Source organism: Micromonospora sp. CNZ303 (assembly GCF_004345505.1).
The window spans coordinates 82,843-107,977 of record NZ_SLVT01000017.1; the positions used below are offsets into that span (position 1 = coordinate 82,843).

General features: G+C 68.4%; 20 protein-coding genes and 1 pseudogene. 9 read left to right on the plus strand and 12 right to left on the minus strand.

From position 1 onward, the window contains the following. The first annotated feature begins 18 nt into the window (after positions 1-18). From EV374_RS24130 to EV374_RS24155, 6 genes and pseudogenes are all read left to right on the plus strand, one after another. Entirely contained in the window at positions 19-1,530 is a 1,512-nt protein-coding gene (locus EV374_RS24130) for an aldehyde dehydrogenase family protein (RefSeq protein WP_486485930.1), read from the plus strand. Beyond that, positions 1,527-2,318: a fumarylacetoacetate hydrolase family protein gene (locus EV374_RS24135; protein WP_132239089.1), complete on the plus strand. Its 792-nt coding sequence runs from the start codon at positions 1,527-1,529 to the stop codon at positions 2,316-2,318. The genes EV374_RS24130 and EV374_RS24135 overlap by 4 nt, the downstream gene beginning before the upstream one ends. A gap of 108 nt (positions 2,319-2,426) precedes the next feature. Then, positions 2,427-3,341 (plus strand): annotated as a pseudogene (locus EV374_RS24140) (acetaldehyde dehydrogenase (acetylating)); the annotation flags it as partial. Between the two features lie 110 nt (positions 3,342-3,451). Further along, positions 3,452-4,513 carry a 4-hydroxy-2-oxovalerate aldolase gene (dmpG, locus tag EV374_RS24145; protein WP_132239091.1) on the plus strand — a complete coding sequence of 354 codons (1,062 nt, stop codon included), beginning with the start codon at positions 3,452-3,454 and terminating at the stop codon, positions 4,511-4,513. Continuing rightward, positions 4,510-5,283, plus strand: a complete 774-nt coding sequence (locus tag EV374_RS24150) for a fumarylacetoacetate hydrolase family protein (protein ID WP_132239093.1) — start codon at positions 4,510-4,512, stop codon at positions 5,281-5,283. Before dmpG ends, EV374_RS24150 begins: the two co-directional genes overlap by 4 nt. Further along, positions 5,280-5,693 carry a RidA family protein gene (locus EV374_RS24155; RefSeq protein ID WP_132239095.1) on the plus strand — a complete coding sequence of 138 codons (414 nt, stop codon included), beginning with the start codon at positions 5,280-5,282 and terminating at the stop codon, positions 5,691-5,693. Before EV374_RS24150 ends, EV374_RS24155 begins: the two co-directional genes overlap by 4 nt. Here EV374_RS24155 and EV374_RS24160 read toward each other — a convergent pair. The 12 genes from EV374_RS24160 to EV374_RS24210 all read right to left on the minus strand — a co-directional run bounded on the left by EV374_RS24160 (position 5,685) and on the right by EV374_RS24210 (position 23,349). Then, a complete protein-coding gene (locus tag EV374_RS24160; RefSeq protein ID WP_207914500.1) occupies positions 5,685-6,164 on the minus strand; it encodes a hypothetical protein in 480 nt (159 codons plus the stop codon). The two genes, EV374_RS24155 and EV374_RS24160, sit on opposite strands and share 9 nt — an antisense overlap. Further along, on the minus strand, positions 6,161-8,740 hold the full coding sequence (locus EV374_RS24165; protein WP_132239097.1) for an AAA family ATPase: 2,580 nt from the start codon (positions 8,738-8,740) through the stop codon (positions 6,161-6,163). Before EV374_RS24165 ends, EV374_RS24160 begins: the two co-directional genes overlap by 4 nt. 151 nt (positions 8,741-8,891) lie before the next feature. Next, positions 8,892-9,884, minus strand: coding sequence for a ribonuclease H family protein (locus tag EV374_RS24170; RefSeq protein ID WP_132239099.1), 993 nt, complete (start codon positions 9,882-9,884; stop codon positions 8,892-8,894). A gap of 9 nt (positions 9,885-9,893) precedes the next feature. Then, a complete protein-coding gene (locus EV374_RS32750) occupies positions 9,894-10,508 on the minus strand; it encodes a hypothetical protein (RefSeq protein WP_486485931.1) in 615 nt (204 codons plus the stop codon). A gap of 73 nt (positions 10,509-10,581) precedes the next feature. Then, on the minus strand, positions 10,582-12,198 hold the full coding sequence (locus EV374_RS24180; RefSeq protein ID WP_132239103.1) for a DUF6119 family protein: 1,617 nt from the start codon (positions 12,196-12,198) through the stop codon (positions 10,582-10,584). 247 nt (positions 12,199-12,445) lie between these two features. Then, on the minus strand, positions 12,446-12,973 hold the full coding sequence (locus tag EV374_RS24185) for a DUF4352 domain-containing protein (protein ID WP_132239105.1): 528 nt from the start codon (positions 12,971-12,973) through the stop codon (positions 12,446-12,448). Positions 12,974-13,477: 504 nt separating this feature from the next. After that, positions 13,478-13,651: a hypothetical protein gene (locus EV374_RS32755; RefSeq protein WP_165947893.1), complete on the minus strand. Its 174-nt coding sequence runs from the start codon at positions 13,649-13,651 to the stop codon at positions 13,478-13,480. A 151-nt stretch (positions 13,652-13,802) separates the two neighbouring features. Further along, on the minus strand, positions 13,803-15,017 hold the full coding sequence (locus tag EV374_RS24190) for a hypothetical protein (protein ID WP_132239107.1): 1,215 nt from the start codon (positions 15,015-15,017) through the stop codon (positions 13,803-13,805). A 170-nt stretch (positions 15,018-15,187) separates the two neighbouring features. Then, a complete protein-coding gene (locus EV374_RS24195; RefSeq protein ID WP_132239109.1) occupies positions 15,188-18,397 on the minus strand; it encodes a type I restriction endonuclease subunit R in 3,210 nt (1,069 codons plus the stop codon). Between the two features lie 31 nt (positions 18,398-18,428). After that, complete coding sequence (locus EV374_RS32760) at positions 18,429-19,649, minus strand: restriction endonuclease subunit S (protein ID WP_165947894.1); 1,221 nt, start codon at positions 19,647-19,649, stop codon at positions 18,429-18,431. Then, positions 19,646-21,214 carry an HsdM family class I SAM-dependent methyltransferase gene (locus EV374_RS24205; protein ID WP_486485932.1) on the minus strand — a complete coding sequence of 523 codons (1,569 nt, stop codon included), beginning with the start codon at positions 21,212-21,214 and terminating at the stop codon, positions 19,646-19,648. Before EV374_RS24205 ends, EV374_RS32760 begins: the two co-directional genes overlap by 4 nt. Before the next feature lie 65 nt (positions 21,215-21,279). Beyond that, positions 21,280-23,349 carry an SAM-dependent DNA methyltransferase gene (locus EV374_RS24210; RefSeq protein ID WP_486485933.1) on the minus strand — a complete coding sequence of 690 codons (2,070 nt, stop codon included), beginning with the start codon at positions 23,347-23,349 and terminating at the stop codon, positions 21,280-21,282. Between the two features lie 187 nt (positions 23,350-23,536). Here EV374_RS24210 and EV374_RS24215 point away from each other — a divergent pair, with 187 nt between their 5' ends. The 3 genes from EV374_RS24215 to EV374_RS24225 all read left to right on the plus strand — a co-directional run bounded on the left by EV374_RS24215 (position 23,537) and on the right by EV374_RS24225 (position 25,024). Further along, the gene (locus EV374_RS24215) at positions 23,537-24,043 is read left to right on the plus strand and encodes a hypothetical protein (protein ID WP_132239113.1); all 507 of its coding nucleotides are present in this window, start codon (positions 23,537-23,539) and stop codon (positions 24,041-24,043) included. A gap of 226 nt (positions 24,044-24,269) precedes the next feature. Next, positions 24,270-24,506, plus strand: a complete 237-nt coding sequence (locus EV374_RS24220; RefSeq protein WP_486485937.1) for a type I restriction enzyme endonuclease domain-containing protein — start codon at positions 24,270-24,272, stop codon at positions 24,504-24,506. A gap of 2 nt (positions 24,507-24,508) precedes the next feature. Beyond that, a complete protein-coding gene (locus EV374_RS24225) occupies positions 24,509-25,024 on the plus strand; it encodes a hypothetical protein (protein WP_132239115.1) in 516 nt (171 codons plus the stop codon). Positions 25,025-25,135: the final 111 nt, after the last annotated feature.

Sequence of the window (25,135 nt, forward strand, 5' to 3'; positions counted from 1 at the left end):
CGGAAGGGACACCTGACGATGGCCGAGTCATCCTGGCCGGTGAGTCTGCGCGACGGCCACCCGGGCGCCGACCCGCCGACCCTGCGCAACTTCGTGGGCGGTGAGTTCGTCGAGGGTGGGCGGCGGTTCGTCAAGCGCAGTCCGGTCACGGGTGAGCCGGTGTTCGAGGTGGTGGAGGCCGACCAGGGGTGTGTGGACGACGCGGTCGCCGCCGCGCGGGCGGCGTTGCGGGGGCCGTGGGGTCGGATGGGGGAGCGCGAACGCGCCGAGGTGTTGCGTCGGGTCGCCGACGAGCTGGAGCGTCGTTTCGACGACCTGGTGACCGCTGAGGTGGCGGATACGGGTAAGTCGATTTCGCAGGCGCGGACGTTGGACATTCCGCGTGGTGCGGCGAACTTCCGTGCGTTCGCGGAGATCGTGGCGACGGCGCCGACGGAGTCCTTCACGACGGTGACGCCGTCGGGTGGGCGGGCACTGAATTATGCGGTGCGTAAGCCGGTGGGTGTGGTGGCGGTGATCGTGCCGTGGAACCTGCCGCTGTTGCTGCTCACGTGGAAGGTCGCTCCCGCGCTGGCGTGCGGTAATGCCGTGATCGTGAAGCCCAGTGAGGAGACGCCCGCCTCGGCGACGCTGCTCGCCGAGGTGATGGCCGCCGCCGGGGTGCCCGACGGCGTGTTCAACCTGGTGCATGGGTTCGGTCCGGATTCGGCCGGCGAGTTCCTGACCCGGCATCCGGACGTCGACGCGATCACGTTCACCGGCGAGTCGTCGACCGGCAGCGCCATCATGCGGGCGGCTGCCGATGGGGTGCGGCCGGTGTCGTTCGAGTTGGGTGGGAAGAACGCGGGGCTGGTGTTCGCGGACGCGGATCTGGACGCGGCGGTGGCGGGTTCGGTGCGGTCGAGTTTCACCAATGGTGGTCAGGTGTGTCTGTGCACGGAGCGGATCTATGTGCAGCGGCCGGTGTTCGAGGAGTTCACTGCGCGGCTCGCGCAGCGGGCTGGTGAGCTGTCGTTCGGATGGCCTGCCGACGAGGCGACGGTGAACATGCCGCTGATCTCGCATCAGCATCGGGAGAAGGTGCTGGGCTATTACGACCTGGCTCGTGGCGAGGGTGCGCAGGTGCTGACCGGGGGCGGGGTGCCGGCTTTCGGTGATGCGCGTGATGGTGGTGCGTATGTGCAGCCGACGGTGTTGACGGGGTTGGGTGCGGATGCGCGGACCAATACCGAGGAGATTTTCGGCCCGGTGGTGCACGTCGCCCCCTTCGATGACGAGGACGAGGCGTTCGCGTTGGCCAATGGCACGGAGTACGGGTTGGCGGCGGCGGTGTGGACGCGGGATGTGGGTCGGGCGCACCGGGCCGGTATGGGGTTGGACGCGGGGATCGTGTGGGTGAACACGTGGTTCCTGCGGGATCTGCGGACGCCGTTCGGTGGGGTGAAGGCGTCGGGGATCGGGCGCGAGGGTGGCGTGCACTCCCTGGATTTCTATTCCGAGTTGACCAACGTCTGCGTGGACCTGACATGAGCGCGATGGAGTCGGCGGCCGACGAACTGTTCCAGGCGCGGGACAGCGGTAGACCGTGTGCGCCGCTGCGGGGGCGGTTGCTGCCGGAGGGCGACGTCGACACGGCGTACCAGGTGCAGCAGCTCCAGGTCCGGCAGTGGCTGGACGCCGGGCACCGGCGGGTGGGTGCGAAGGTCGGGTTGACGTCGCGGGCGGTGCAGGAGTCCTTCGGTGTGTTCCAGCCGGACTTTGGGGTGCTGCTCGATGACATGGCGGTGCCCGATGGGGCCGAGGTGCCGATGGGCCGGCTGTTGCAGCCGCGGGTGGAGGCGGAGGTCGCGTTCGTGCTGGGCGCGGATCTGTCGGACGAGCGGATCACGAGCGCGGACGTGATCCGGGCGGTGGACCATCTGTTGCCGGCGATTGAGATCGTGGATTCGCGGGTGGCGGGTTGGGACATCTCGATCGTGGACACGGTGGCGGACAACGCCTCCAGCGGCCTGTTCGTGCTCGGCACCATGCCGCGGCGGCTTGCCGATGTGGACCTGCGGTTGTGCGGGATGGTCCTCGAACAGGCCGGTGAGCCGGTGTCTGTCGGAGCGGGCGCGGCGTGCCTGGGTAATCCGCTGCACGCGGTGCAGTGGTTGGCGCAGACCCTCGCACGTTCAGGTGACCCGCTGCGCGCGGGTGACGTGGTGTTGTCCGGCGCGCTCGGTCCGATGGTGCCGGTGACGGCGGGCGCGGCGTACGAGGCGCGGATCTCCGGCCTGGGTTCCGTGCGTACCTGCTTCTCGGAGGTGGCGACGTGAGTGCGCAGGTTGCTCTGGCGACCGTCGCGGTTCCGGGCGAGGGGGAGGAGTCGTGATCGTGCGGGTTGAGTTGGCGACTGGTGCGGCCTTCGGTGACAGGGGTGCGTTATGAGCGTCGGGGTGGCGGTGATCGGGTCGGGCAACATCGGCACCGATCTGATGATCAAGGTGTTGCGGTTGTCGGAGTCGCTGCGGATGGTGGCGATGGTCGGCATCGACCCCGACTCCGACGGCCTGGCGCGGGCGCGGCGGTTGGGTGTGGCGACGACCGCTGAGGGTGTCGACGGTTTGGTGGCGATGCCGGAGTTCGCGGATGTGGGGTTGGTGTTCGATGCGACGTCGGCGGGCGCGCACCGTTACAACGACGCGGTGTTGGCGGCGCATGGTCGGTTGGTGGTGGATCTGACGCCGGCGGCGGTGGGTCCGTATGTGGTGCCGCCGGTGAACCTGGACGAGCACCTGGGCGAGCGCAACGTGAACATGGTGACCTGTGGTGGGCAGGCCACGGTCCCGATCGTCGCGGCCGTCGGTCGGGTGACTCCCGTCGTCTATGGGGAGATCGTGGCGTCGATCGCGTCGAGGTCGGCGGGGCCGGGGACGCGGGCGAACATCGACGAGTTCACGGAGACGACGGCGCGGGCGATCGAGGTGGTCGGTGGCGCGCAGCGTGGTAAGGCGATCATCGTGTTGAATCCGGCGGATCCGCCGTTGTTGATGCGTGACACGGTCTACTGCCTGTGTGAGGACGCTGACGCGGATCGGGCGGCGATCGCCGGGTCGGTGGAGCGGATGGTGGCGGCGGTGCAGGAGTACGTGCCGGGGTACCGGTTGAAGCAGGACGTGCAGTTCGACCGGGTGGATGCGTACGTGCCGTCGTTGGGTCGGCGTCTGCGCGGGTTGCAGGTGTCGGTGTTCCTGGAGGTCTCGGGCGCGGGGCATTATCTGCCGGCGTACGCGGGGAACCTGGACATCATGACGTCGGCGGCGCTGCGTACGGCGGAGCGGCTGGTCGGGCTGCGATCGGCAGCGACTGGCCACGACGGTGCGGGCCGTGACGGCGTTGATGGCGACAGCGCGGGCCATGGCGGCGCTGGTGGCGATGGCGTGGGTCGGGACGTCGTGGAGGTGACCCGGTGACTGATCTGTACATCCAGGACGTGACGTTGCGCGACGGCATGCACGCCGTCGCCCACCGCTACACGGTCGAGCAGGTCCGCACCATCGCCGCCGCGCTCGACGCCGCCGGGGTGGCCGCCATCGAGGTGGCGCACGGTGACGGGCTGGCGGGGTCGAGTGTGAACTACGGCCATGGTGCGGCCAGTGACGCCGACTGGATTTCGGCGGCGGCGGAGGTGATGACGAACGCGAAGCTCACCACGTTGCTGTTGCCGGGGATCGGCACGATCGCGGATTTGAAGGCGGCGAAGGCGCTCGGGGTGACGAGTGTGCGGATCGCGACGCACTGCACGGAGGCGGACATCTCGGCGCAGCACATCGCGTGGGCGCGGGAGAACGGCATGGACGTGTCCGGGTTCCTGATGATGTCGCACATGAACGACCCGGCGGGTCTGGCAGGGCAGGCGAAGTTGATGGAGTCGTACGGGGCGCACTGCGTCTACGTCACCGACTCCGGCGGCCGACTCCTCATGTCCGACGTCGCGCAGCGGGTGGACGCCTACCGGCAGGTGCTGGCACCGGAAACCCAGATTGGTATCCACGCCCACCACAACCTGTCCCTCGGTGTCGCCAACAGCGTCGTCGCCGTGGAGCACGGCCGCATCCTCGGCGACGCCGCCGCAAGCGCTCAGGCGAGCCATGGGCGCACGGTCCGGGTCGACGCGTCCCTGGCCGGGCAGGGCGCCGGGGCCGGCAACGCACCGTTGGAGGTGTTCGTGGCGGTCGCTGAGTTGCATGGGTGGGAGCACGGGTGTGACGTGTTCGCGCTGATGGACGCCGCTGACGACATCGTGCGTCCGTTGCAGGACCGGCCGGTGCAGGTCGACCGGGAGACCCTGTCGCTGGGCTATGCGGGGGTGTATTCGAGTTTCCTGCGGCATGCGGAGCGGGCGTCGGACAAGTATGGCGTCGACGTGCGCTCGATCCTGGTCGAGTTGGGCCGCCGCCGCATGGTGGGCGGGCAGGAAGACATGATCGTGGACGTGGCACTGGACCTCGCCGGCAAGGAGACATCATGATCGGGCCGGACACCGCGGGTATCGCCGAGCGGCTCGGCGTGGCGGCCGACACCGCCACCGCCATCCCGCAGCTTGCTGCGGAGACGGGTCTGGACGTGGATGGCGCGTACGGGGTGCAGACCGCGGTGATCCAGCGTCGTCTCGACCGGGGTGAGCGGCTGATCGGGTTGAAGATGGGCCTGACCAGCAAGGCGAAGATGGCGCAGGTCGGTGTGGACGAGGTCATCTGGGGTCGGCTCACCGACGCCATGCGCGTCCCCGACGGCGGCACCCTCGACCCGACCAGGTTCATCCACCCGCGTGTCGAGCCGGAGGTGGCGTTCCTGCTCGACCGGCTGCCCGAGCCGGGCGAGCCGGTCGGGGACTTCACCGATGCCGTGCGCGCGGTCGCCCCGGCGATCGAGGTCATCGACTCGCGGTACGCCAACTTCACGTTTTCCCTGCCGGATGTGGTCGCCGACAACACCTCCGCCGCCGCCTTCGTCATCGGCGCCTGGTCTCCGGTCCCCGACGGGCTGGACAACCTCGGGGTGCTGCTGGAGATCGACGGACGCGTGGCGCAGGTCGGCTCCACCGCCGCGATCCTCGGCGATCCCCGCCGCGCCCTGGATGAGGGCATCCGCCTCGCCGGCCGCCACGGCGTACGGCTACGCGAGGGCTGGGTGTTCCTCGCCGGCGCCGCCACCGCCGCCGTGCCCCTGAAACCCGGCGCCCACGTGCGCGCCGTCGTCGAACAGCTCGGCACCACCTCCCTGCGAGCAGCAGCATGAGCACGCAGGCGCACGTCATGGCCGGCAAGGCCGTACCCCGCGGCGCGTTTCCGCACGTGAAGGTCGCCGGCGGGTTCGTGTTCGTCTCCGGCACCTCCAGCCGCCGCCCCGACAACACCTTCGCCGGCGTGCAGGTCGACGAGCTGGGCACCACCAACCTCGACATCCGCGCCCAGACCAGGGCCGTCATCGACAACATCGCCGACCTGCTCAAGACAGTCGGCGCCGACCTGAGCGACCTCGTGCAGGTCACCACCTACCTCGTCAACATGAACGACTTCGGCGGCTACAACCAGGTCTGGGCCGAATACTTCGACGCCACCGGCCCCACCCGCACCACCGTCGCCGTGCACCAACTACCCCACCCGCACCTGCTCATCGAGATCCAGGCCGTGGCCGCACTACCCTGATCTGCCGGTGAGCAGGGACTCTGGCGGAACTGCGGGCACATCCTCGTCAAGTCGGGCGAGCAGAGCGCTGACCTCGGTGTGCAGGCGGCGCAGCTCAGCGGCCGTCGGCGCCAGCTCGTAGCAGTGGTGGTGGGCGGCGGACGACAGGGTCGCCCAGGCGAACGCGACGCGGCGGGCGACGACGACGCCGGGACCGAGCCGCCCGCGCAGCATCAGCTGCTTCGCCCGGCCCTGCCGGCACGCAGCCACCGCCGGCCGGGTCCGCCGCCAGTAGGCATCGATGCCACCCTCGAGGGCGAGCCGGATCAGGCAGGCGCACGCCCGGGGCCACCAGCCGCCGGCGACGGCAGCCCCGCCGAACGCCCCGGCACCGCGCAGCAACTCCTCGGCCGCCGCCAGGCAGCGCTGTGGCGTCGGCGCGGCCACCGCAGCAACTCCATCCGTGCGGCGCTGCGGCCTCGGCGCGGTCACCGCAGCGCCTCCGTCAGCAGACGGGCGTCCGAGACCAGGCCCGGCAGGTCCGCCAGGTACGACCCGTGCACGCCCTCCCGGCACGCCTTGTACGCGGCCACCGCCCGCGACCCGTACCGGCGACTGAGGCAGCCGAGCACGTCACCACCCCGGTCGGCGTCGTCGAACAGGGCCAACGCGAGCGTGGTGGTCAGCCGTCGCGAGGCGTCCACGATGGCCGCCTCGATGTCGTCGTGCCGAACCCCGCGCGCCACCCGCTGCCGCCACACCATGCGGTGGCAGGCCGCCTCCATTGCCGAGCGGCACAGCTCCGCCACCACCGGTCCGCGTACCTCGGCGGCGATCTCCTCGTTGCGCGCGAGCGCGTACGCATCGTCGAGGTAGCGCGTCACCGGATCGGAGGCGGGCCGCAACGTGACCACGGATCGCTCCGCGCGGGTCACCTCGACGATCCGGGCTCTGCCCAGGTCGAGCCGGCGCACCGCGTCCGGCAGCCGGGTGTCGTGGGTGAAGACCACCACCTGTCGCTGCTCGGCCAGCGCGGCGAGCACCCGGGCCAGGCCGTCCACCTTGGCCGGGTCCATGCTCTGCACCGGATCGTCGACGACGATGAACCGGAACGGGCTCTCCGGCGCGCACCCGCGCGGCAGGAACGTCGCCAACCCGAGGGCGTGCATCTCACCCTGGCTCATCACGCCGAGCGCGGTGCCGTTGTCGGCGCCGTCCACACTGACCGGGAACGCCACCCGCCGCCGCGTGTTCGTCCCCTCCAGGGTCATCGCGCCCAGCTCGACGTTGCTCTCCTGCCGCAGCTGCGCCCAGATCCGCTGCGAGTGCTCCGCGAACGGCGCCACCCGCTCGTTGCGCAGCCGCGCGGCGGTGGACTTCAGCCAGGCCCGTGCCGCCTTTACCCGGGCCAACGTCGCCTCCCGCTCGGGCAGCCGGGTCGCGGCGTCGACCCAGCCGCGCAGCTCGGCCGCCGCCCGCCGCCAACCGGTGTCACGCTGCCGCAGGACCCCTTCGGCGTACGCGCGGGCCGCCTCCGCCGCGGCCACGACGGCCGGATACCGCGCGTCCAGGTGCGCCGCCAGTTCCGCCGGCTCCGCGGGTACGCGCCGCAGCGCCGCCACCGCCTCGCGCAGTCCGTCCAACGGCACCTCCACCGCGTCATGCGGCTCGTCCAGCGGCACCTGCGTCGCACCGCGCGGCTCATCCCGTGGCGCCTTCGTCGCGTCATGTTCGTTACGAGGCGAATCCGTCGTGTCGCCCTCCGGCACGGTGAGGTTGTCGACGAGGTGGTGCGCCTGCCGCAGCAGAGCGGTCAGCCGCGCCGCCGCCGACTTGGCCGCGAGACTGCGGTCCCCCAGTTGCGCCAACGACGCGCCGGCGGCGCTACGCCAGTCTCCGTCGAGGCTGCCGGTGAGGCAGACCGGGCACGGGCCGTCGCCGACATCCTCGTGGTGCTCGATGGCGAGGCGGAGCAGCTCCGCGCTGCGCAGCGCCGCCAGGTTCCGCCCGCCGTCGTGCCGCTGCACCTCGGCGGACGCCTCACGAAGCTGTTCCGCCAGCCGCGTCACCTCCGCCGCCGCCGGCACGCGCAGCTCAACCAGTCGCCGGCACAGCAGCAGCGGCCCGTCTGGGGCGACCTCCTCCGGTTCGTCGAGGATCGCGCCCAGCGCCGCCAGGTCGACGGTGCCGCGCCCCTCTAGCAGTACGGCCGCCTGTCGGGCCCGGTCGTCGGCGAGGCCGGTCAGCTCCTCGGCGAGCGCGGCGCGTCGGGCGCGTACCTCCTTGATGGCGGCGTCGACGGGCCGGGCGGCGGCCATCAGCCGCTGGTCGGCGTCGGTGATCGCCTCCAGGCCGAGGATCGCGGAGATCGCGTCGAAGAGCTGGCTCTGCGTGCCGGCGGTGAGCCGGCCCAGCTCGGCGGCGGTGAGGAACGGCCGGTACAGCTCCAGCGGGCGGGCCAACCCCAGCTCCGCCAGGTCCGCGTGCCGCCCCTGCGCGCTGCTGACGGTGACCTCCGCGTCGGCCAGCGCCGCGCCGAGCGGCCACGACCGGGTCACCGTCACCGGCTTCGCCTCCCCGTCGACGTGCAGCTGCGCCACGATCCAGCACGGGTCGGGGGAGTGCAGGTTGCGCCAGCCCGTACGCCAGACGCTGTTGCGCTCCGCCCAGCGGGCGCTGTCGCCGGTGAGCGCCAGCTCGACGGCCTCGGCGAAGCTCGACTTGCCGGAGCCGTTGCGCCCGACCACCAGGGTGAGGCCGGGGCCGGGCTCGATCTGGAGGGTGCGTTCCGGGCCGACGCCGCGGAACCCGGCGACGGTGACCGAGGAGAGCCAGATCCGTCCCGGCGGCGCCTCGTCGGTCGGGACGGCCAGGTCCAGGCTGGTCGTCCCGCGGTCGAGCGCGGCGGCCAGATCGTCCTGGCCGCTCAGCGCGGCGAGCACCAGCTCGGCGGTGTCATCGGGCACGTCGTCGGCGGTGAGCCGCTCGAAGATCAGCTCGACCAGGGGCTCGGTACGGCGGGCGGGAAGGGCCGGCGCCGTGGGGGAGGGCTGGCGGGGGATCGGCATGGTCGTCTCCAGGCGCGTGCTCCCCACGGGCCGGCGGAGGTGCCGGTCCGCTGCGGGTGAGCGGGGAAGGTGGTTCCGGATGGTGTGGAGCGGATCCGATGAACGGATAGGAGCGTTGCGTGTCGCTGTCGAGCTGCCTGGCGTGGCTGCGTCAGTAGGCAGGGTGGGGCTGGTCCGGCAGGCGGTAGGTCGCTGGCGTGCTGGTGTGCCGGAGGATCAGGCCGGGGCCGACCCAGGCTGGGGCCGACGGGCCCGTGGACGGTACGGCGAGGTGCTGGGCAGCGAGAACCACGATCATCCTCCGGGGTGAAGAGTCAGCCGGTGTGGTCAGCTGGGCGACGGTGGTGTGCCAGTCGCGGAGGAACGCGTCGACCAGCGCGTGCGCGCGGGGGCGTACGTCGAAGGACTCGCCGATCCGGCGGCGGGCCATGTGGGACAGGCCGTCGGCGGCCTCGTTCAGCGCGTGGCCGCTGTGTCCCTTGACGTGCGCGAAGGACAGGTCCGGCCGCCGGCCCACCAGCTCGGCGAGCCGGACCAGGGTCGGCTGGGCCGACGACCTGCGCGGGCGGAGGCTGTAGCCGGCCGGCATGGCGTCGGCCTCACCGGCCTGCCAACGGTGCAGGTATCGCAGGGCGGCCAGGCTGTCCAGCAGCACGGTCATGCCGGCCGGCGCCCCGTCGTACGCGGAGAACAGGAAGTCGACCGCCCGCAGCTCGTTGATCAGCACGCGCGACGGGCCCGTCGGGTCGAGCCGGCCGGTGCCCCGGCTGCGCAGGCCGTAGTGGCCGTCGCTGACGACGTACCCGATGCCGCCGGCGTGCCCCTTCCAGCTCGCGTCGGTCGCGGCGACGAGCGGCGCGGACGTCCCCGCCCAGCGACCGACGCGGCCGCGTCCGCGTTCGGGGTTCGGCTGCGGGCGGTGGACCTCGTGCCGGGCTGCCTGCTGCTCCGCCGTGTCGAGCAGCTGCCGGGCCGAGGCGAGTTCGTCGTAGTGCGCGGCGGTGAGGGCCGGCCGCACGGCGTCGCCGATCCGCTGGCAGTCCTCGCAGCGGGTGACGCGGGCGTAGGCGCGTAGCGCGACGGCGCGCTCGTGCAGGGGAGTGGGGAGCAGGTCCAAGGCACGCAGGAACTCATCGGGACGCACGACGCCTCCCTAGAACTCGGAAACGTCGGTGACGACGGCGGTCAATTTGTCGCCGGAGCGCTTCGTGCTGGCCATCTCCTCCTGCTGCACCGATGCGGAGTCGCCCGATACCTCGAAGGTGTTGATGATCGGATCCTCGGTGCCCTTGACCTGGTACGTCACCTCGTACGTCTTGGACGGGTCCAGGCCGACATCGCCGGTGTACGTCACGTCGATCCGGTAGGTGATGTTGCAACCGGCGCTGCCGAAGCACTGCTTCCTCAGGACCTTGACCTTGAGCTTGAAGTCGTTCTTCGTCGGAGTGCCGTAGGTGGGAGCGGGCGGCGCGGTCGTGGCGGGCGCGGTGGTTGGGGCGACGGTGGTCGGGGCGGACGTGGCGGGGTGCGCCTGCGGTGCGGCGGAGGTGGCGGTCTCGTCGTCGACCGGTTCCTCACCGCCGGTCGTGGACAGCAGGGCACCGCAGCCAGCGAAGCACAGCAGCAGGACCAGCACGGCGACGCCGGCGACGATCCATCGGAGCTGGGGCCTCTTCCGTGGGGGCGTCTGCAGGTCTGCGGTGTCCGTCGTCTCGGAGTGGAACTGGGGCACGGGCTGCGGTTCCGGCTGAGCCTGGGGCTCGGTCATGGTTCTCTCCTCGTCGAGGCGGTGGTGGGCCGGTTGCGTCAGCGGACGCTGTGGAGCTGATGTCGTGGACGGATCAGGCGGACGGGATGCCGACGACCTCTACCTCGACGCCCTCGCTCCGCAGCGTCTTCATCGCCTGATAGAGCGCTACCTGGGCAAAGGTGAAGAGCGAGTCGACGGTGACCGCCTGGCCGGCATCGAGCGCGATGGCGTAGACGACCTTGGTGGGGCGGAAGTCCGGACTCAGCTCACGCCCGTTCGGCTGCCGCTGCACCACGTCGAGGAACCTGGCACGCGCGTCTTCCTGATAGCGCAGCGCCTCGTAGGAGACGATGCCCTGAGCGAAGAGATGGCTCAGCGGGGCACTGCTCTTCGCACGCTTGACGTGAATCAGTTCGCCGCGAGGGCCGAGCAGGTCGCACGCCTCGATGCCGCGCCGGTGCTGGGCCGTTCGCAGCAGCCTCTTGTCCAGCAGCACCAGCCTCGGGTCACGGTCAGCTGCGGCCCGGTTGTAGGCGTCCTCGTCCTTGAGGTCCCTGGTCCAGGGCGGCAACGCGACGTCGGAGGGTCGGGCCAGGATCTCGGCGATCTCCCGGCGCAGGAAGTCTCGGTGCCGGTCGCCGATCTCATACCAGTCGCCCTCGTGGAGCAGCAGGTGACTGTTGCCGACGGCCACCTCTGCGGTGATCCAGTCGTAGGCCCGGGTCCGCACCATCGCCTCGGTACCGCGAGCGTCGGCGTAGAGCGTGACGCTGCCGTTGCGCAGTCCGCTCCACCGGTCGCCGTCCAGCGCGCCGTTGGTGTGGGCGAGGACGGCAGGCAGGTTCAGCTCGTCGGTCAAGGTTGGCGCCAGGCCGGACTTCGGGACCTGGATCAGGTACGACGCGGCGTGCTCGATGTCGCCGATCAGGTTGCCGGGCACCGCCACGCCGAGGGCCGGCGGATCGACGAGCGCCAGCCGCTCGTCCAGGGCGCCGACGAGGTCCGGTATGCGCGCGTCCGATGGTGGCACCGGTCGGATCTGCGTGATGAACTCCTGGTCGGCCAAGGGCGACTCCTCCTGGCAGACTCGCTCGATCTCCCGCAGGTCGGCGAGGAGCCCGGCGGGCTCGATACAGACGTGGATGTGCAGGGCGTCGCCACCGTCGATCCGGGCGGGCTTGCCGGTTCGCCGGCAGACAGCCAGCCGCGGATTGTCCGTGTAGCCGCAAACCTGGCCGACGATTTCGCCCCACTTGTCGATGCCGTACTTCCAGATGGGCTGGCCGGCGGGGACGAAGCTCCGGTCCACCCGCCCGCTGGCACCTACGACCCGTCGGCGGACCTGCCGGATGTCGCTCGCCACCAGCGCCCGGACGGCGAAGGACACGCCGAACGTCCGGTCGAAAACCTCCTGCTCGACCATGTGACGACCAAGAGTCCCGTAGGTCAGCGCGTACGCACGGTCGTCGACGGCCAGCAGTAGTGCTCCGCCACCGCTGCTGTAGCCGAGGTCGACTTCCTCGCCGGTCAGCCCAGCGAGGATGTCGCACCACTCGGCGCGCAGGCGGGGCACCGTGCCGTGCACCAGCAGCGCGGGTGCACCGGCGACCTGTCGCGGCGACGGCTCGAAGCCGTTCTCCGTCAGATAGCGAACGTTGAGTGCCTCCTGGAGGCCCTCAGGGCTGGCGGCAACTCGAAGGCGATAGATGGTGGCGGGGTAGGTGCCGGGCGGGCGGGTGGGGCGGGTGGGGCGGGGGCGTCGAACAGGGTGGGCTGCTCCGCGCCGGGCCGGCGGCGGTCCTTCCGACCTGCGGGGCGGGTGGTGGAGCCGGACGAGGTCCGGCCCGTCGCACTGCGCATCTCAATCTCCTCGCGTAGAGACCTGTGCTGACAGTTGGCGGGATGAGTGGTGCGCCGAGGGCGGGCTTCGCGGGGCCTGCCCTCGGCGCGAGGAGTCAGCTCAGGGCGACAGTGACGCCGCCGGAGAACGGCGAGTCGTGCAGCTCGAGCTTGGTGAGCTTGACGTTCTTCGGGATGTCGAAGACGACGACGCCGGTGACCTGGTTGCCGGGGTTGATGTCGTTGAGGAACGTCTCGGCGTTCTTGTTGGCGTAGATGGCCGCGCCGGTGTCCGAGGAGTACTCGGTGCCGTCGGCCGCGTACGCCTTCTGGCTGCTGCCGTCGAACATCTGGGCTTCCTTGCCGATGTTCTTGACGTTGATCGTGACCAGGCAGAACTGGCCCTGCGCCTTCTCGCCGAGCACGCTGTCGCCGACCTTGGCGACGCCGCACTTCGACGACTTCACCGTGAACTCGAACTTCCCGTCCCGGGCGGGCTGGCCGATCTTCGCAGTCTTCGGCGTGTCGTCACCCTTGGCGCCCCCGGCGTCGGCCTTGCTGGTGGCGTCATCGGTGGTGCCGGCACCGCAGCCGAGCGCGATGAGGCCGGTGGAGAGCAGGGCGAGGGTAGCGATCTTGCGCATGCTGAAGCTCCTGTCTGTAGAAGAGGGATTGCTGGTCGACTCGCCGGATCGGCGCTCCGTCGACGCCCGCAAATAACAGCAGGAGCTACAACCTGCAGTCCAACTCTCTGGCCGCTAGATGCTGATAACCCCCGTTACCAAAAACGCGCTACGCAGCTATCGACTGGTTCTGCTGTGCGTGCACCTAGCAATAAATGGCTCGGAGGTAGGAGGTGTAAACGTTCTTGACGCGAGCGCTGACCTCATTGCGCTTCTCAAGATCGACAGCTTGGCTGGGAGCGGAGTCCTGTCGTCACCACGTGGCGCTGCCGGTATCTATGCTGCCCGCAGCCCTGTTAGGACGAGCGCAGTCGTCCACCGTTTACGCGAGGTCCTGGACTGGCTGGTGGTGACCGACGCGCCCAACGATCGGCGATCGAGGCGAATCCCCGCAGCCACCTCATCTCCTCGCCGGACTGATCGGTCAGGCTCGCTCGCGTCAGCCCGTGGGCAGCCGCCAACAGATCAGCGCGGAGAGAGGACCGTGGGGCGACGATCGCGGCAATCTGTCTGCATCACCTCGATGAGGAGCCGCTGCACGGCGACGGGTACATCAAGCGGCAGGTGGTCGACGAGTTCCGCGATCACGACGACGCCGTGCTGTTCCGGCTGAAGCGGCACCCTGCCCTCGTCCAGCACGCCCGGCGCCGGTGATCGTGCACCGCGTCTCCCTGAGCAGCTGGCGGCTTGAGGTCGCGCCAGACCTGTCGGAACCAGCTAGCGTCGTTGCGGCCGGACCTGGCGATCCTGCGGGCTGGCGCAGCTGCGCCCAACCTATTCGATCAAGCGGTCACTCCCAGAGCAGCCCCTGTTGACTGTCCTGCACCCCGGCTGCTGCTCGGCTCGGCTGGAAGGGCCTCCTGCTGGACGTGCGCCACGACGAAGGGCGTCGCCCGGATTCGTCACTGAAAACACCGATGCTCACGGACTTGCGCTGCTGCAGCGACAGCTCGATCTCCTGCGCGACGATTTCTGTGGCGGAGCCAGAGGTGCCGACGCAACCCAAAGCTACCAACTGAGCGAATAGGGTGCTGGTCAGGTAGTCCCTCACCGTGTGGAAGTCCAGGTACTTGGGGGCATCCGGGCACTCAAGATGCTTCTCGACCTGTTGTCGAGGCATGCACATACCGGAGATCATTGAGGTGCTGTCAACATCCAGAGTGTCGAGCTGACAGATCTTCACGAAGCTGGGCGTCGGAACCATACGGTAATCACCGCCTTGTTCTCCCTGTCCGCACTTGTCATCGAGGGCCCGCATTACATCGAGTTGTTGCCGGAAGTGGTCGTCGACACGGCAACGCAAGGACGCGCCGTGCGAGACCAACCGTTTGTACTGGACCAGTACAAAACTGCGCCGTTGCTGGTGATAGTAGATCAGGTCGGTGCCGAGCCGGGTTTCGATCGGCCAACGGTTGACGTTCATGATTTCCAGCGTTCGCCCATTACCGTCGGTGAATTTTCGCACCGCCAGCCGGTCGCTTTCCTGGCGGGTCCAGCCGAGGAATGTGTTCGCGTCGTGCTCGACCATCGGATCTTCTCGTGGCGTGACGCCAGGCATCGGGGGAAGAAAAGAGTCGCGGCTGGTGATGCCGCCAATTTCGTCTTCAGTGAGGAAGCCTCCGTCCGGTATTAGGTCGGGAGCGCCCGTGAACGCGCATAGAGAGGCGAAGCAATCCCGCTCCTCGGCCAGCGCTGCCTTGTGGGGTGCCGGTAGGTCGATGTCCCGGATACCGAACAGTGACCCGATCACCGGTTCAAGTCCAGGATCTTCGGTCAACAGAACGTCGAGCACAATCTCGCTAGCCTTGTCGGTCAGCTTGCCTTGGCCATCCAGGGGACGTTGCTGGTCCTTCCGAAGTACCGCCCGCAGACGGTTGACCTCGAGTGGACGTCCGAGTTCGGTGAGGGCTCGCAGCCGAAACGCCCACCGGATGTCGTCGGCTCGGCTATCGTCCTCCACGCCCGCCAGAAAGTGCACGGCTCCCCGATACGAGATCAGGACCACCGAAGCTCCGACCCGCGATCGCACGGGGAAGGAGACCCTGCACTCACCCTCTCCACTTCCGCGTGCTCGCCGATCAGCGACCTCCCGCAAGTAGGAGATGCAAGTCTCGTCGGCGAACAGGATCCCCAGCTGTCGACCCATGGCGCCTCCTTACGTCCGAGCCGATGTCGCTACTTGGCGGGCGCTCCGGGCGACCACTCGTTGGCGAAGGTCTCCATCTGACGGATGACCAGGTCGACCGCGGCGCGCTCGTGGTCCGGCGGGTAGTCGTAGCGGGCCAGCAGCCGGCGGATGTGACTGCGCAGCTTGGCGCGTACCGGCTCGCGGGAGAACCAGTCCACCGTGATCGACGACTGAATCGACTTCACCAGCTCTCGTGCGATCTCCGCGAGGGTGCCGACGCCCATGAGTTCCGTAGCCGCTCCGTTCTGAGCGACGGCGTCGTAGAAGGCGAGTTCGGCGTGGTTCAGCGGAGGGTCGAACTGCTGGCCGCGCCGGGCGTCCGCAGAGACCTGCCTGGCCAGCTCGACCAGCTCGACGATCAGCTGCGCGCTGGTCAGCTGCTGACGCATGTAGCGGTTCATCAGGCCTTCGAGCTGGGCAGAGAAGCGCTCCTGACGAACCACGTTGTGCTTGGTGACCTCACGCATCTTCCGCTCGATCAGCCGGCGCAGCGCTGCGGCGGCCAGATGGGGCGTCTCCGAGTCCTGCAGGCGCTGCAACGCCACCCCGTTGAGCTCGGTGATGTCGAGCTTGCCGAGGCCTGCCTCCTCGTAGATGTCGGTGATGTCGGCGGCGTCGACTACCTCGGCGGCGAGCTGGGACAGGTAGCGTTCCACCTCGGCCGTGTTGGGCAGGCCCTTGGCCTCCCGGTCGGCGGCCTCCTCCTTGACGATCCAGACCCGAACGTCGCGGAAGTAGTGGATGTCGCGGCGCATCCGCTGGATATCGCCGGCGCGTTCGGCGAAGTCGCGGCTGGTCGCACAGAGGGTGTAGAACCGTTCCAACCGGCCCGCCGAGTCACGGAAACGCCGGTGCAGCGGCTTCGTGCCGGGGTCGACGTCGTTGCCGGTGGTCCGCGGGTTACGCAGGAAGTTGGCGGCCTTCTTCACCGCCCGACGCCAGCGGGTCGGCTCCGTCTCGTCGTCCAGGATCTCCCGCCACTTGACCGGGGTCAGCATGGCATCGAGGACGGAGATCTCGTTGTACACCTCACTGATGGCACGCTCGATCTCCCGGCCGAGGGTCTGGTCCTCCTGGTCGCTGGGCGTGTACTCGGTGAGCGCCTTGCGCAGGTTCTCGGTCAGCGGGGCGTAGCCGACCAGCAGCCCGTCCTGCTTCTCCCGGAACCGGCGGTTGACCCGGGCGAGCGCCTGCATCAGGTTGGCGCCCTTCATGGGCCGGTCCATATAGATGGTGTGGATCGGCGGCGCGTCGTAGCCGGTGAGCAGCATCGAGTGCACGATGAGCAGCTCCAGCTCGTCGTCCGGGTCCTTGGCGCGGGCCTGGATGGTCTTCTGCTGGGACGGGCGCAGGTGGTGCGGGCGTAGCAGCTCCTTGTCGCTGGTCACCCCATGGAAGACGATCTTCATCTTGCCCTTGTCGGCGGCAGGGTTCGCCCACTCGGGCCGCAGCTCCTTGAGGGCGTCGAAGACGCGGACGCAGATCTCCCGGGTTGCGCAGACGAGCATGGCCTTGCCCGGCCCGCCGAGCTGCGGACGCAGGAGTTCGCGTCGCTTTTCCCAGTGCTCGACGAGGTCCTTGGCGAGGGTCTCGACCCGGTCGGGGGCGCCGTAGACGGTGTTCATGGTAGCCGCGTACGCCTCGGCCTTGCGCCGCTCCGCGTCGTCCAGGCTGGCGGTGAGCGTCTCCACCTGCTCGTCGATGCTCTCCGGGTCGATGTCCGGCGGCAGCGACACCGGGATGATCCGCGGCTCGTGGTAGACCCGCACGGTCGCCTCGTCGTCGACGGCGCGCTTGAGGTCGTACACGTCAATGTAGTCGCCGAAGACGGCGCGGGTGTTCACCTCGGCAGTGGCGATCGGGGTGCCGGTGAAGGCGATGAACGTGGCGTGCGGCAGCGCGTCACGCAGGTGCCGGGCGTAGCCATCCAGGCTGTCGTAGTGGCTGCGGTGCGCCTCGTCGACGATCACCAGGATGTTGCGCCGATCGGAAAGGAGCGGATGCGGCCGGCCAGCGTCGCGTTCTTCCTTCGTACGCCCGAACTTCTGCAAGGTGCTGAAGATGATGCCGCCGGCGTTGCGGTTCGACAGCATGTCCCGCAGTTCGGCGCGGGTGTCGGCCTGCTCCGGCTCCTGGCCCAGCAACGTCTGGCTGTCGAGGAACGTGTCGAAGAGTTGGTCATCGAGGTCGTTGCGGTCGGTAAGCACCACAATGGTCGGATTCTTCAGGGCGGGGTGACGGGCGGTCAACGCCGCTGTGCACACCATCTCCTCGGACTTGCCGGAGCCCTGGGTGTGCCAGACGACGCCCGCCTTCCCGTCGCTCCGCGACGCCCGAACGATGCACTCAACGGCACGGACGACCGCGAAGTGCTGGTGTGCCTTCGCAATCCGCTTCGTCTTCGACGTGAAATTGACGAAGCCGCCGGTGAGTTCCAGGAAGCGCCGCTGGTTGAACAGCCCGTAGAGGGCCACGATGAGCGCTTCCGGGCCGTCGTAGTCCGGCGAGGTGGTGTCGACGCGTTCCCCCTCGTCGTCGATGTTCCATGGCGCGAAGTGCTCGTAGGGGGTGAACGGGGTGCCGTACTTCGCGGTGACCCCGTCGGAGATCAAGCACAGGACGGTGTGCCGGAAGGCGAGCGGGAACTCCGCGAGGTACGCCTGAAGTTGGGCGTGCGCGCCCGTCAGGGTGGCGTTCTCGTCGGCGGCGTTCTTCAGCTCGACGATCGCGACCGGCAGACCGTTGAGGTACAGCACGATGTCGAACCGGCGCCGGAAGTCGCCATCGACGATCGTGACCTGGTTGATCGCGCGGTAGACGTTGCGGCCGGGATCGTCCAGGTCGGCCAGACGCACGGTGGGGTTGCGCTCGGCACCGTACGCGTCGGTGTAGGTGATCGAGCGCATGCCGTGGACCAGCCGCTCGTGCGCCGCCCGGTTCTCGGCGAACGCCTCCCGGGAGGCCACGTCGGTGGAGGCCCCCGCCGCGTCGGCGACCGCCGCAGGCGGCAGGTCGGGGTTGAGCCGCTCGATCGCTGCCCGCAGGTCCTCGACGAGCACCAGATCGGCCCAAGTCTGCCGCTGCCCCGACCCCGGCGCGAAATCTTTCCCGGCACCCGGCTCCCACCCGAGCTCACCGAGGTGATCCAGCGCGAGCGCCTCCCAGTCCGCCTCGTTCATCCACCCGCCCGCACTCATCCCAACCCCTCCCCGTGAACCGTTTGCTTACCTAAACTGTTTCTTCGACGATCTTTTCGACGTCCCTCATCCGCAACCGCCCTGACATCAGCTCGGGGAGCAGGGTGTCTCGCAGGTTCCTGAGCGTCATTGACTCTAGTAAGCGATGTTCGATGCCGCGATGAAGCGGTGCAAGCTTTCCTTCAAGTGCTGGCAGTTGGGCATCTGAAATGGACGGAACGGCGACGTGGCTAAACGTCTTCATATTCACCGTGGAGAAGACGGTGCCGTGGGCAATGTTTAGCATTCGGTCGGACGCCGCTCGAATGAGATGGAAGAGTACGCCCGGCGGTATTTGCCCGGGGGTGAAGGCGTAGCATGACTGGTTGAATGAGGATAGGTTGATAACTCTAGCCACCGCGCCCACGGTTCCGCGAGCGGTTAGTACAACCGATCCGGGGGGGACGGGCTTGGCCCGCGTCGTTTGCGCCGCGTCCTCAGTTATCCGCTCCTCCGTCGTTGCTATTACGCCAAAGGAGCTGTTGGCTACATCCTTTGCAGAGGCCCATGGAACAGTGCCGCCCCAGTAGTGGCTGACCGTGCGGTCGGGCGTCGCGCCTAGTACCGGGTTTGCGGTGTCGGCCAGCGATACCCGTGGGCACAGAATGGTCGCTTCCTCAAAAAGGGCGTTGGATAGATCATCTATCGTCCTGGCGATGCGGTCGTTGACCGCAATCTTGTCGTCCAAGACACCCAGGATCGATGCGATCTTTCGCTGCTCCGCGATCGGGGGTACTGACAACTGGAGCCGTCGTTGTTGCGTCAAGGGGACATACGCAGCCATGTCGGTTTCGTTCTCGATCGTGCGCAATTGTGAGATGAAGCCAGGTGACCTGATGGCAAAGAAAAGATACCTGGGGTCGATCACTTCATGATCGAGGCTCCGCCAGAAAGTCGTCTGTGGCGAACAAACGAACGGTTCGCAATCCGCGTCCGCAAATGCGACCTTTCCTACCGTTCCCTTGTGTGAGAGGATCACGTCCTGCGGCTTGCCGATGCCCTTCCTGATCCTCTGCAAGGCAGTTTCGTTGATTCTCTCCGCCTTGTCGAACAGAAGGCGTCCGTTCGCCATATCAGCCGCGCGTATAAAGGAGGTTCCCACATCGCTAAACTCACTCGGACGCGGTCGGTATTCACCGTGGTTGCCGTCTTGAACCAGGAGCTTCCCGGCGGCTTCAAGTTCGGCAGCCACTACAGCCTTGAAACCGGTCACCGCAGCTGCTCCAAGCGCTCTCGGACAATGGCCTGCAGGCGGGCCGATTCGTCGAAGTGGTCGTACAACTCCTTGGTGAGGCGTTCGATGCGCTCCGCGAGCGGCTCGGCGTCCGGGTCCTCTTCGGCTTCGGCAGCGCCGACGTAGCGGCCAGGAGTCAGCACGTAGCCGTGGGCGGCTACCTCGTCGAGCTTTGCCGAGTAGCAGAAGCCGGGCACGTGCTCGTACGTCTGGCCCTTGATCTTGGCGGACTTTGTGCCGCGCCAGGCGTGGTAGGTGTCGGCGATTTTGGCGATGTCGTCGTCGGTGAGGATGCGTTCGGTGCGGTCGACCATGGTGCCGAGGGCGCGGGCGTCGATGAAGAGGATCTCGCCGCGCCGGTCGGTCAGCGCCTTCGCGCCTTGCGGGGTCTTGTCCTTGGTCAGGAACCACAGGCAGGCGGGGATCGCGGTGGTGCGAAACAGGTTCGGCGGGAGGGCGACCATGCAGGCCACCACGTCCGCCTCCACCATCGCGCGACGGATGTCGCCCTCGCCGGACTGCTTGGAGGACATCGAGCCGTTGGCGAGGACGACGCCCGCGCTGCCGCGGTCACCCAGCTTGAAGAGGATCTGCTGGAGCCAGGCGTAGTTGGCGTTGCTCTGCGGCGGCGCCCCGTAGCGCCAGCGCGGGTCGGCCTCGCGGCGAGCCCAGTCGCTCATGTTGAACGGCGGGTTGGCCATGATGAAGTCAGCCCGCCGGTCCGGGTGCTTGTCGTCGGCGAACGTGTCGGCCCAGCGGTCGGCGATGCCCGCAGGGTCCATGCCGTGGATGGCGAGGTTCATCTTCGCCAGCCGCCAAGTGCGCTCGTTGGCTTCCTGCCCGTAGACGGCGATGTCGTGGGTGTGGTCGCGGCCGGCGCGGGCCTCGACGAACTTCTTGGACTGTACGAACATGCCGCCGGATCCGCAGCACGGGTCGTAGACCCGGCCCTCGTAGGGCTCCAGCACCTCGACAAGAACCCGCACCACGCTGGACGGGGTATAGAACTCGCCAGCCCGCTTGCCCTCGGCGCGGGCGAAGCGCTCCAGGAAGTACTCGTACACCTCACCGAGGACGTCCTGTGCCTTCCGGTCGCCGTGGCCGGTGAAGCGGGCGTCACTGATCAGGTCGACGAGTTCCTTCAACCGCTTCTGGTCGACGTTGTCCCGGTTGAAGATCTTCGGGAGGACGCCGGTGAGCGCCAGGTTCTCGCGCATGATCGCGTCCATGGCGTTGTCGAGCAGCTCGCCGACGCCGCTGGGTGCGTTTTCCACCAGGTAGTCCCAGCGGGCGTTCTCCGGAACCCAGAAGACATTGGCGCTGGTGTACTCGTCACGTTCGTCGAGGAACTCGGCGCGGCGGTTCTCCGGGATGTCGGAGAGACTGTCGGCGATCTGGTCGCGGCGCTCGGCGAACGCGTCGGAGACGTACTTGAGGAAGACCAGGCCGAGGACGAACTCCTTGTACTGCGCGGCGTCCATGGAGCCGCGCAACTTGTCGGCGGCCTTCCACAGGATGTCCTGGATCTGCTTGGTGCTCGACATGCCGGGCAGCTCGCCTTGTCCGTTGGCACGTTTGCGTGGGGGCACTGTGTGTTCCGTTCTCTCGTTCAGGAGTTCGTACCGTACAGAGTCGTGAGGGTGCCGTCGACGAAGCCGGTTACGGCGAGGTCCCGAAGCTCGGCGAGTAGGCCGGCTTGCCGCTGCAGTAGGCGCTCGCGCTCGCCGAGGCGGCGCAGCACCTCGTCCAGGCGGACCGCCTCGTCCCGGCTCAGGTCAGGGATAGTCACGTCCCGTAACCGTGGACCGCGAACCGCACCAGGGCTGCGCGTGGTGTTGCGTGCGGTGTCGAGCAGCGCCTTCAGTACTCGCGGAGTGAGGGCGTCGTCGGGGGAGACGCGCAGGCCGCGAGCCGGGAACTCGATCACCGCAAAGCCGTCCTCGTCGAGAAAGACACCGAACTGGGGGACCGTGGTGACTACGAGATCACCCGGTTCGGTGAGACCGACGTGGGGGTACTCAGCGGCGAGCGTGAGCCGGTCCATCCAGCGCTTGGACGACTGCGCGATGACCTCCGTGGCACCGATGACTCGGTGGTGACCCCGCGCTCCGACATGCTCGGGGGACAGGCGGTGGCCGGGAAGGGGGCGGACCCGGCGAGCGGTGCGCAGCGCGCCGATGGGGAGTTCCTTCGGGCGGCTTCCGTCGCGTTGTGCCGCCCCGGTGCTAAGGGGACCGTGTTCCTTCGCGTACCGGATGGCCTCGTGCTCCGCGTCGGTGAGGCGACCCTCGATCTCGCCGATCAGCGCGGGGCGGTCGGCAGCCAAGTGGGCGCGCATGGTGACCGAGGCCGGGCCCGGCGGTCGCAGCGCCTCCCCGCGGCGCAGGTCGAGGGCATCGAGCGGGACTACCCAGCCGGTTCGCGGGTCGTGACCGTCGCGCCGGTAGCCCTCGGCCCGCCACAACAGGATGTCCTCGGCCGCGGCCTCCGCGACGCGCTGATCGAGCGCAGCGCCACTGAGATCGGCGAGTAACAGACGGCCCTGGGCGGCTGGAACCGGGTCGCGGGTGAGCAGCCACAGGGCCGCGGAGTGGCCGGGGCGAGCCGGAAAGATGCCGCCGGGCAGTCGTACCACCGCCTCGACGAGACCGCTGGTCAGCAGGTCGGCCCGCTTGGCGATCGCGTTGGTGTCGCGCAGGGCGTCGACCAGGCTGGCGGCGGGGCCGACCACGACGGCGGTGCAGCCGGGGCCGAGCCGGTCGGCGATGTCGCTGATCTTGTCGAGGTCTTCGGCCGGGTCGCGCTGCTCGGTCGGCTGGTAGGGCAGCCGGGTCACAATTACGTCTACGTCGGCGAACTCGTCGTTCAGCTCGTCCGGAACCACCTCGATGTTGAACTCGAGGACACCGGCCAGTAGCAGCCGGCGGCGGATCAGGCGGGCCAGCGCCGGATCCGGCTGAGCGGCGTTGAAACTAAGCGCCTCAGGCTCCTGGTCGTTCAATACCGCGGCGAGCAGGTCGCCCGAGCCTGCGAATGGGTCACCGACCGTGATTCGACTTCGGGCGCGTAACCGGCCCGGCACGTCGGCGGCCAGGCGGATCAGAGTGACCAGGTGCGGGGTAAGTGCGTCGGCATTCAGCTCCGGCCAGCCGAGGCGGGCGGCGCTGGCCAGCAGGAACCGGTATGCCCGGCCGACCTCATAGGCACCCTCGATCAGATGCTCGACCATTCCTGGAAGATCGGCCAGGGCGGGCGCGTCCTGCAGGTCTGAGAGGAGGAATTCGTCCTCCGGGTCGAACCGGCGGGCCACCTTCACCGGATCGGCCGGCAGGACCTGGCCGGACATCTCGCGCAGGCAGAGAGCGGCGCCCAAGGAGAGCACCAGGCGGCGGCCGCCGTGCTCACGGGCGTACGCGGTGAGGGTGTGCAAAGCGCGCTCGGCGCGCAAGGTCTCCGGATCCGTGTTGCCCAGTTTGCGGTCCAGCAGCCAGTTCAGGGCCGCGTCGGCGGGGAAGAGCAACTGACCGCCGGCGCCGGGCACCGGGGCGGGGAAGTCGGGGTACCGGCGCCGCCAAGTCGTCACCACCGGGCGCTCGACCTGCGCCAACTGGGCGATTTCGCCCGACGACATGAGCTCGGACATCATGCTCTTCACCTCCTCCTGATCGAGGAGCTCCACTGTAGTCGTGCGTCCCTTGATGTCAGCCTGCGAAGCTTGATAACTGGGCTTATCAAAAAGCCTTTTGCCTAGCGGGCCGTTGTAGCAGTTCCCTGAGTCAGCCGTAGCGCGAGGTCTGGCTGAGCAACAGGACAGAAGATCAAGATCGGCATCAAGATCACCGAGATCGAACGGCAGGGCTGAGACTGTGCAGTACTTCGTGGGCACCTACGGGCGGACCGACCACTCGTGGCTCGGAGAGCACCCCGAGATCAAACGACACTTCAAGGAAGATCCACAGGACTGGCTGGCCGTCTTTCCCTATGAAGTGGCGTTGCGCGACGTGGAGCTGATCAAGGCGGTCGTCGAGCCGAAGACGTTGGGGGAGGTGCGCCGGTCGCCGCTTCCCCTTCCGCTCGTCAAGGCCGTGTTCGACGAGCGAGCGGCCATGGACGGCGAGCCGCCGTTCGATGACCTAGGCGACGACGTCCCGTTCGACTGGTATGACGAACTCGACGTCTACTGGCAGCCGGATCCGCAGCTGCGTACGGCGAATCTGGCGCCGCCTGGCCTGCTCGCCGCCTTCGGCCAGGAGGACCGCGGGTACGGCATGGACTACGAGCCGGCGACGTGGTTGCCGCTCGGAGACCAGACGCCATCGAGGCGGCGCTGCGTAAGCTGGGACACGAGATCGTCTACGACGACACCATCCTGAACCGCTACCTGGCCTGAGTCGGCCAGCGTCCACGGCCGGCCTGCCATCCAGGCCCAACTCTGGACGGGCAGCGCCTTAAGACCGTCCGGATGGCCGAGCGTGGAGGCAGCCGTGTCGCCTCTAGGTTCGACTGATCTTTACGGACGATGACATCACTCTGCTTCGGCACCGTACGCACCGCGACCGCTGCCAGAAGCCGCCGTGGCGGTGATGGGGCGAGGGACAGCTGGCGGACATCGCCCGCGAGCTGGTGAAGTCCGTCCGTCGGTCCATCAACGTCGACTGGACCTCCTGCGACGACGTATGCGCCAAGCTCCGCTTGACCGTCAAGCGTCTGCTGGCCGTGCATCGCCTTCCGCCGGACGCAGCCGCTGATGCGACCCAGCGCGTTCCGATGTGGACAGATACGTTTGCTGAGGACTGGTCTGCCGGGCCAGACCGGGGATATCCGCAGGAGGACTAGTGATGGACGATGACGAGCAGAAAGCCCGGGACAGGAGGATCCGCCAGGCTCTGCTGCGGGGGAACTGGGCGTCCTCGCACGCAGGCCGGCTGAAGATCAACGAGGAGGTGCTGGGAGTGATGAAGGCCATTGAGAGATGGGTCGCCCCTCGAGAGCCTGACTTCGTTGATATCCGGTACGGCACGTCGCTCTCGCACCGACACCCGCTCGTCACCGCAGTGCGGGACGCAGGCGAAGAGCTGCGAAAGCACTGCCAGGACGTGGGTGACCACATTTTGGCGGTGGACGATGGTCTCGTGGAGCTCGACCCCGATTTCGATCTCATGTGGTTGGAAGTCGAACACGCCGTGGCGGATCTTCAGCAGGCCACTCGTGCTCGCGATCGCCTGCACGACCAGCTTCGCGAGCCCTGCATGGAGTTGCTTTCCCAGGCGGACCACCAGCAGCTCATGTCGGAGATGCTGGGCAGGGCGGCCGCAAGCTTGGCTGGCGAACAGTACGTACCCGAAACCGAATAGGCTACGGCCGGACCGCCATCAGGGTCCGGCCGTGGACAGGCAGCGCTTCAAGACCATACGGATGGCCGAGTGTCAGGTGCCGGTGTCGCCTCTAAGTTTGAGTTGATCTCC

Coding starts and splice junctions, on each gene's coding strand:
- EV374_RS24130 (WP_486485930.1), top strand. CDS start 19: ATGGCCGAGTCATCCTGGCCGGTGAGTCTGCGCGACGGCCACCCGGGC.
- EV374_RS24135 (WP_132239089.1), top strand. CDS start 1,527: ATGAGCGCGATGGAGTCGGCGGCCGACGAACTGTTCCAGGCGCGGGAC.
- EV374_RS24150 (WP_132239093.1), top strand. CDS start 4,510: ATGATCGGGCCGGACACCGCGGGTATCGCCGAGCGGCTCGGCGTGGCG.
- EV374_RS24155 (WP_132239095.1), top strand. CDS start 5,280: ATGAGCACGCAGGCGCACGTCATGGCCGGCAAGGCCGTACCCCGCGGC.
- EV374_RS24165 (WP_132239097.1), bottom strand. CDS start 8,740: ATGCCGATCCCCCGCCAGCCCTCCCCCACGGCGCCGGCCCTTCCCGCC.
- EV374_RS32750 (WP_486485931.1), bottom strand. CDS start 10,508: ATGACCGAGCCCCAGGCTCAGCCGGAACCGCAGCCCGTGCCCCAGTTC.
- EV374_RS24185 (WP_132239105.1), bottom strand. CDS start 12,973: ATGCGCAAGATCGCTACCCTCGCCCTGCTCTCCACCGGCCTCATCGCG.
- EV374_RS24195 (WP_132239109.1), bottom strand. CDS start 18,397: ATGAGTGCGGGCGGGTGGATGAACGAGGCGGACTGGGAGGCGCTCGCG.
- EV374_RS24205 (WP_486485932.1), bottom strand. CDS start 21,214: ATGTCGAGCACCAAGCAGATCCAGGACATCCTGTGGAAGGCCGCCGAC.
- EV374_RS24225 (WP_132239115.1), top strand. CDS start 24,509: ATGGACGATGACGAGCAGAAAGCCCGGGACAGGAGGATCCGCCAGGCT.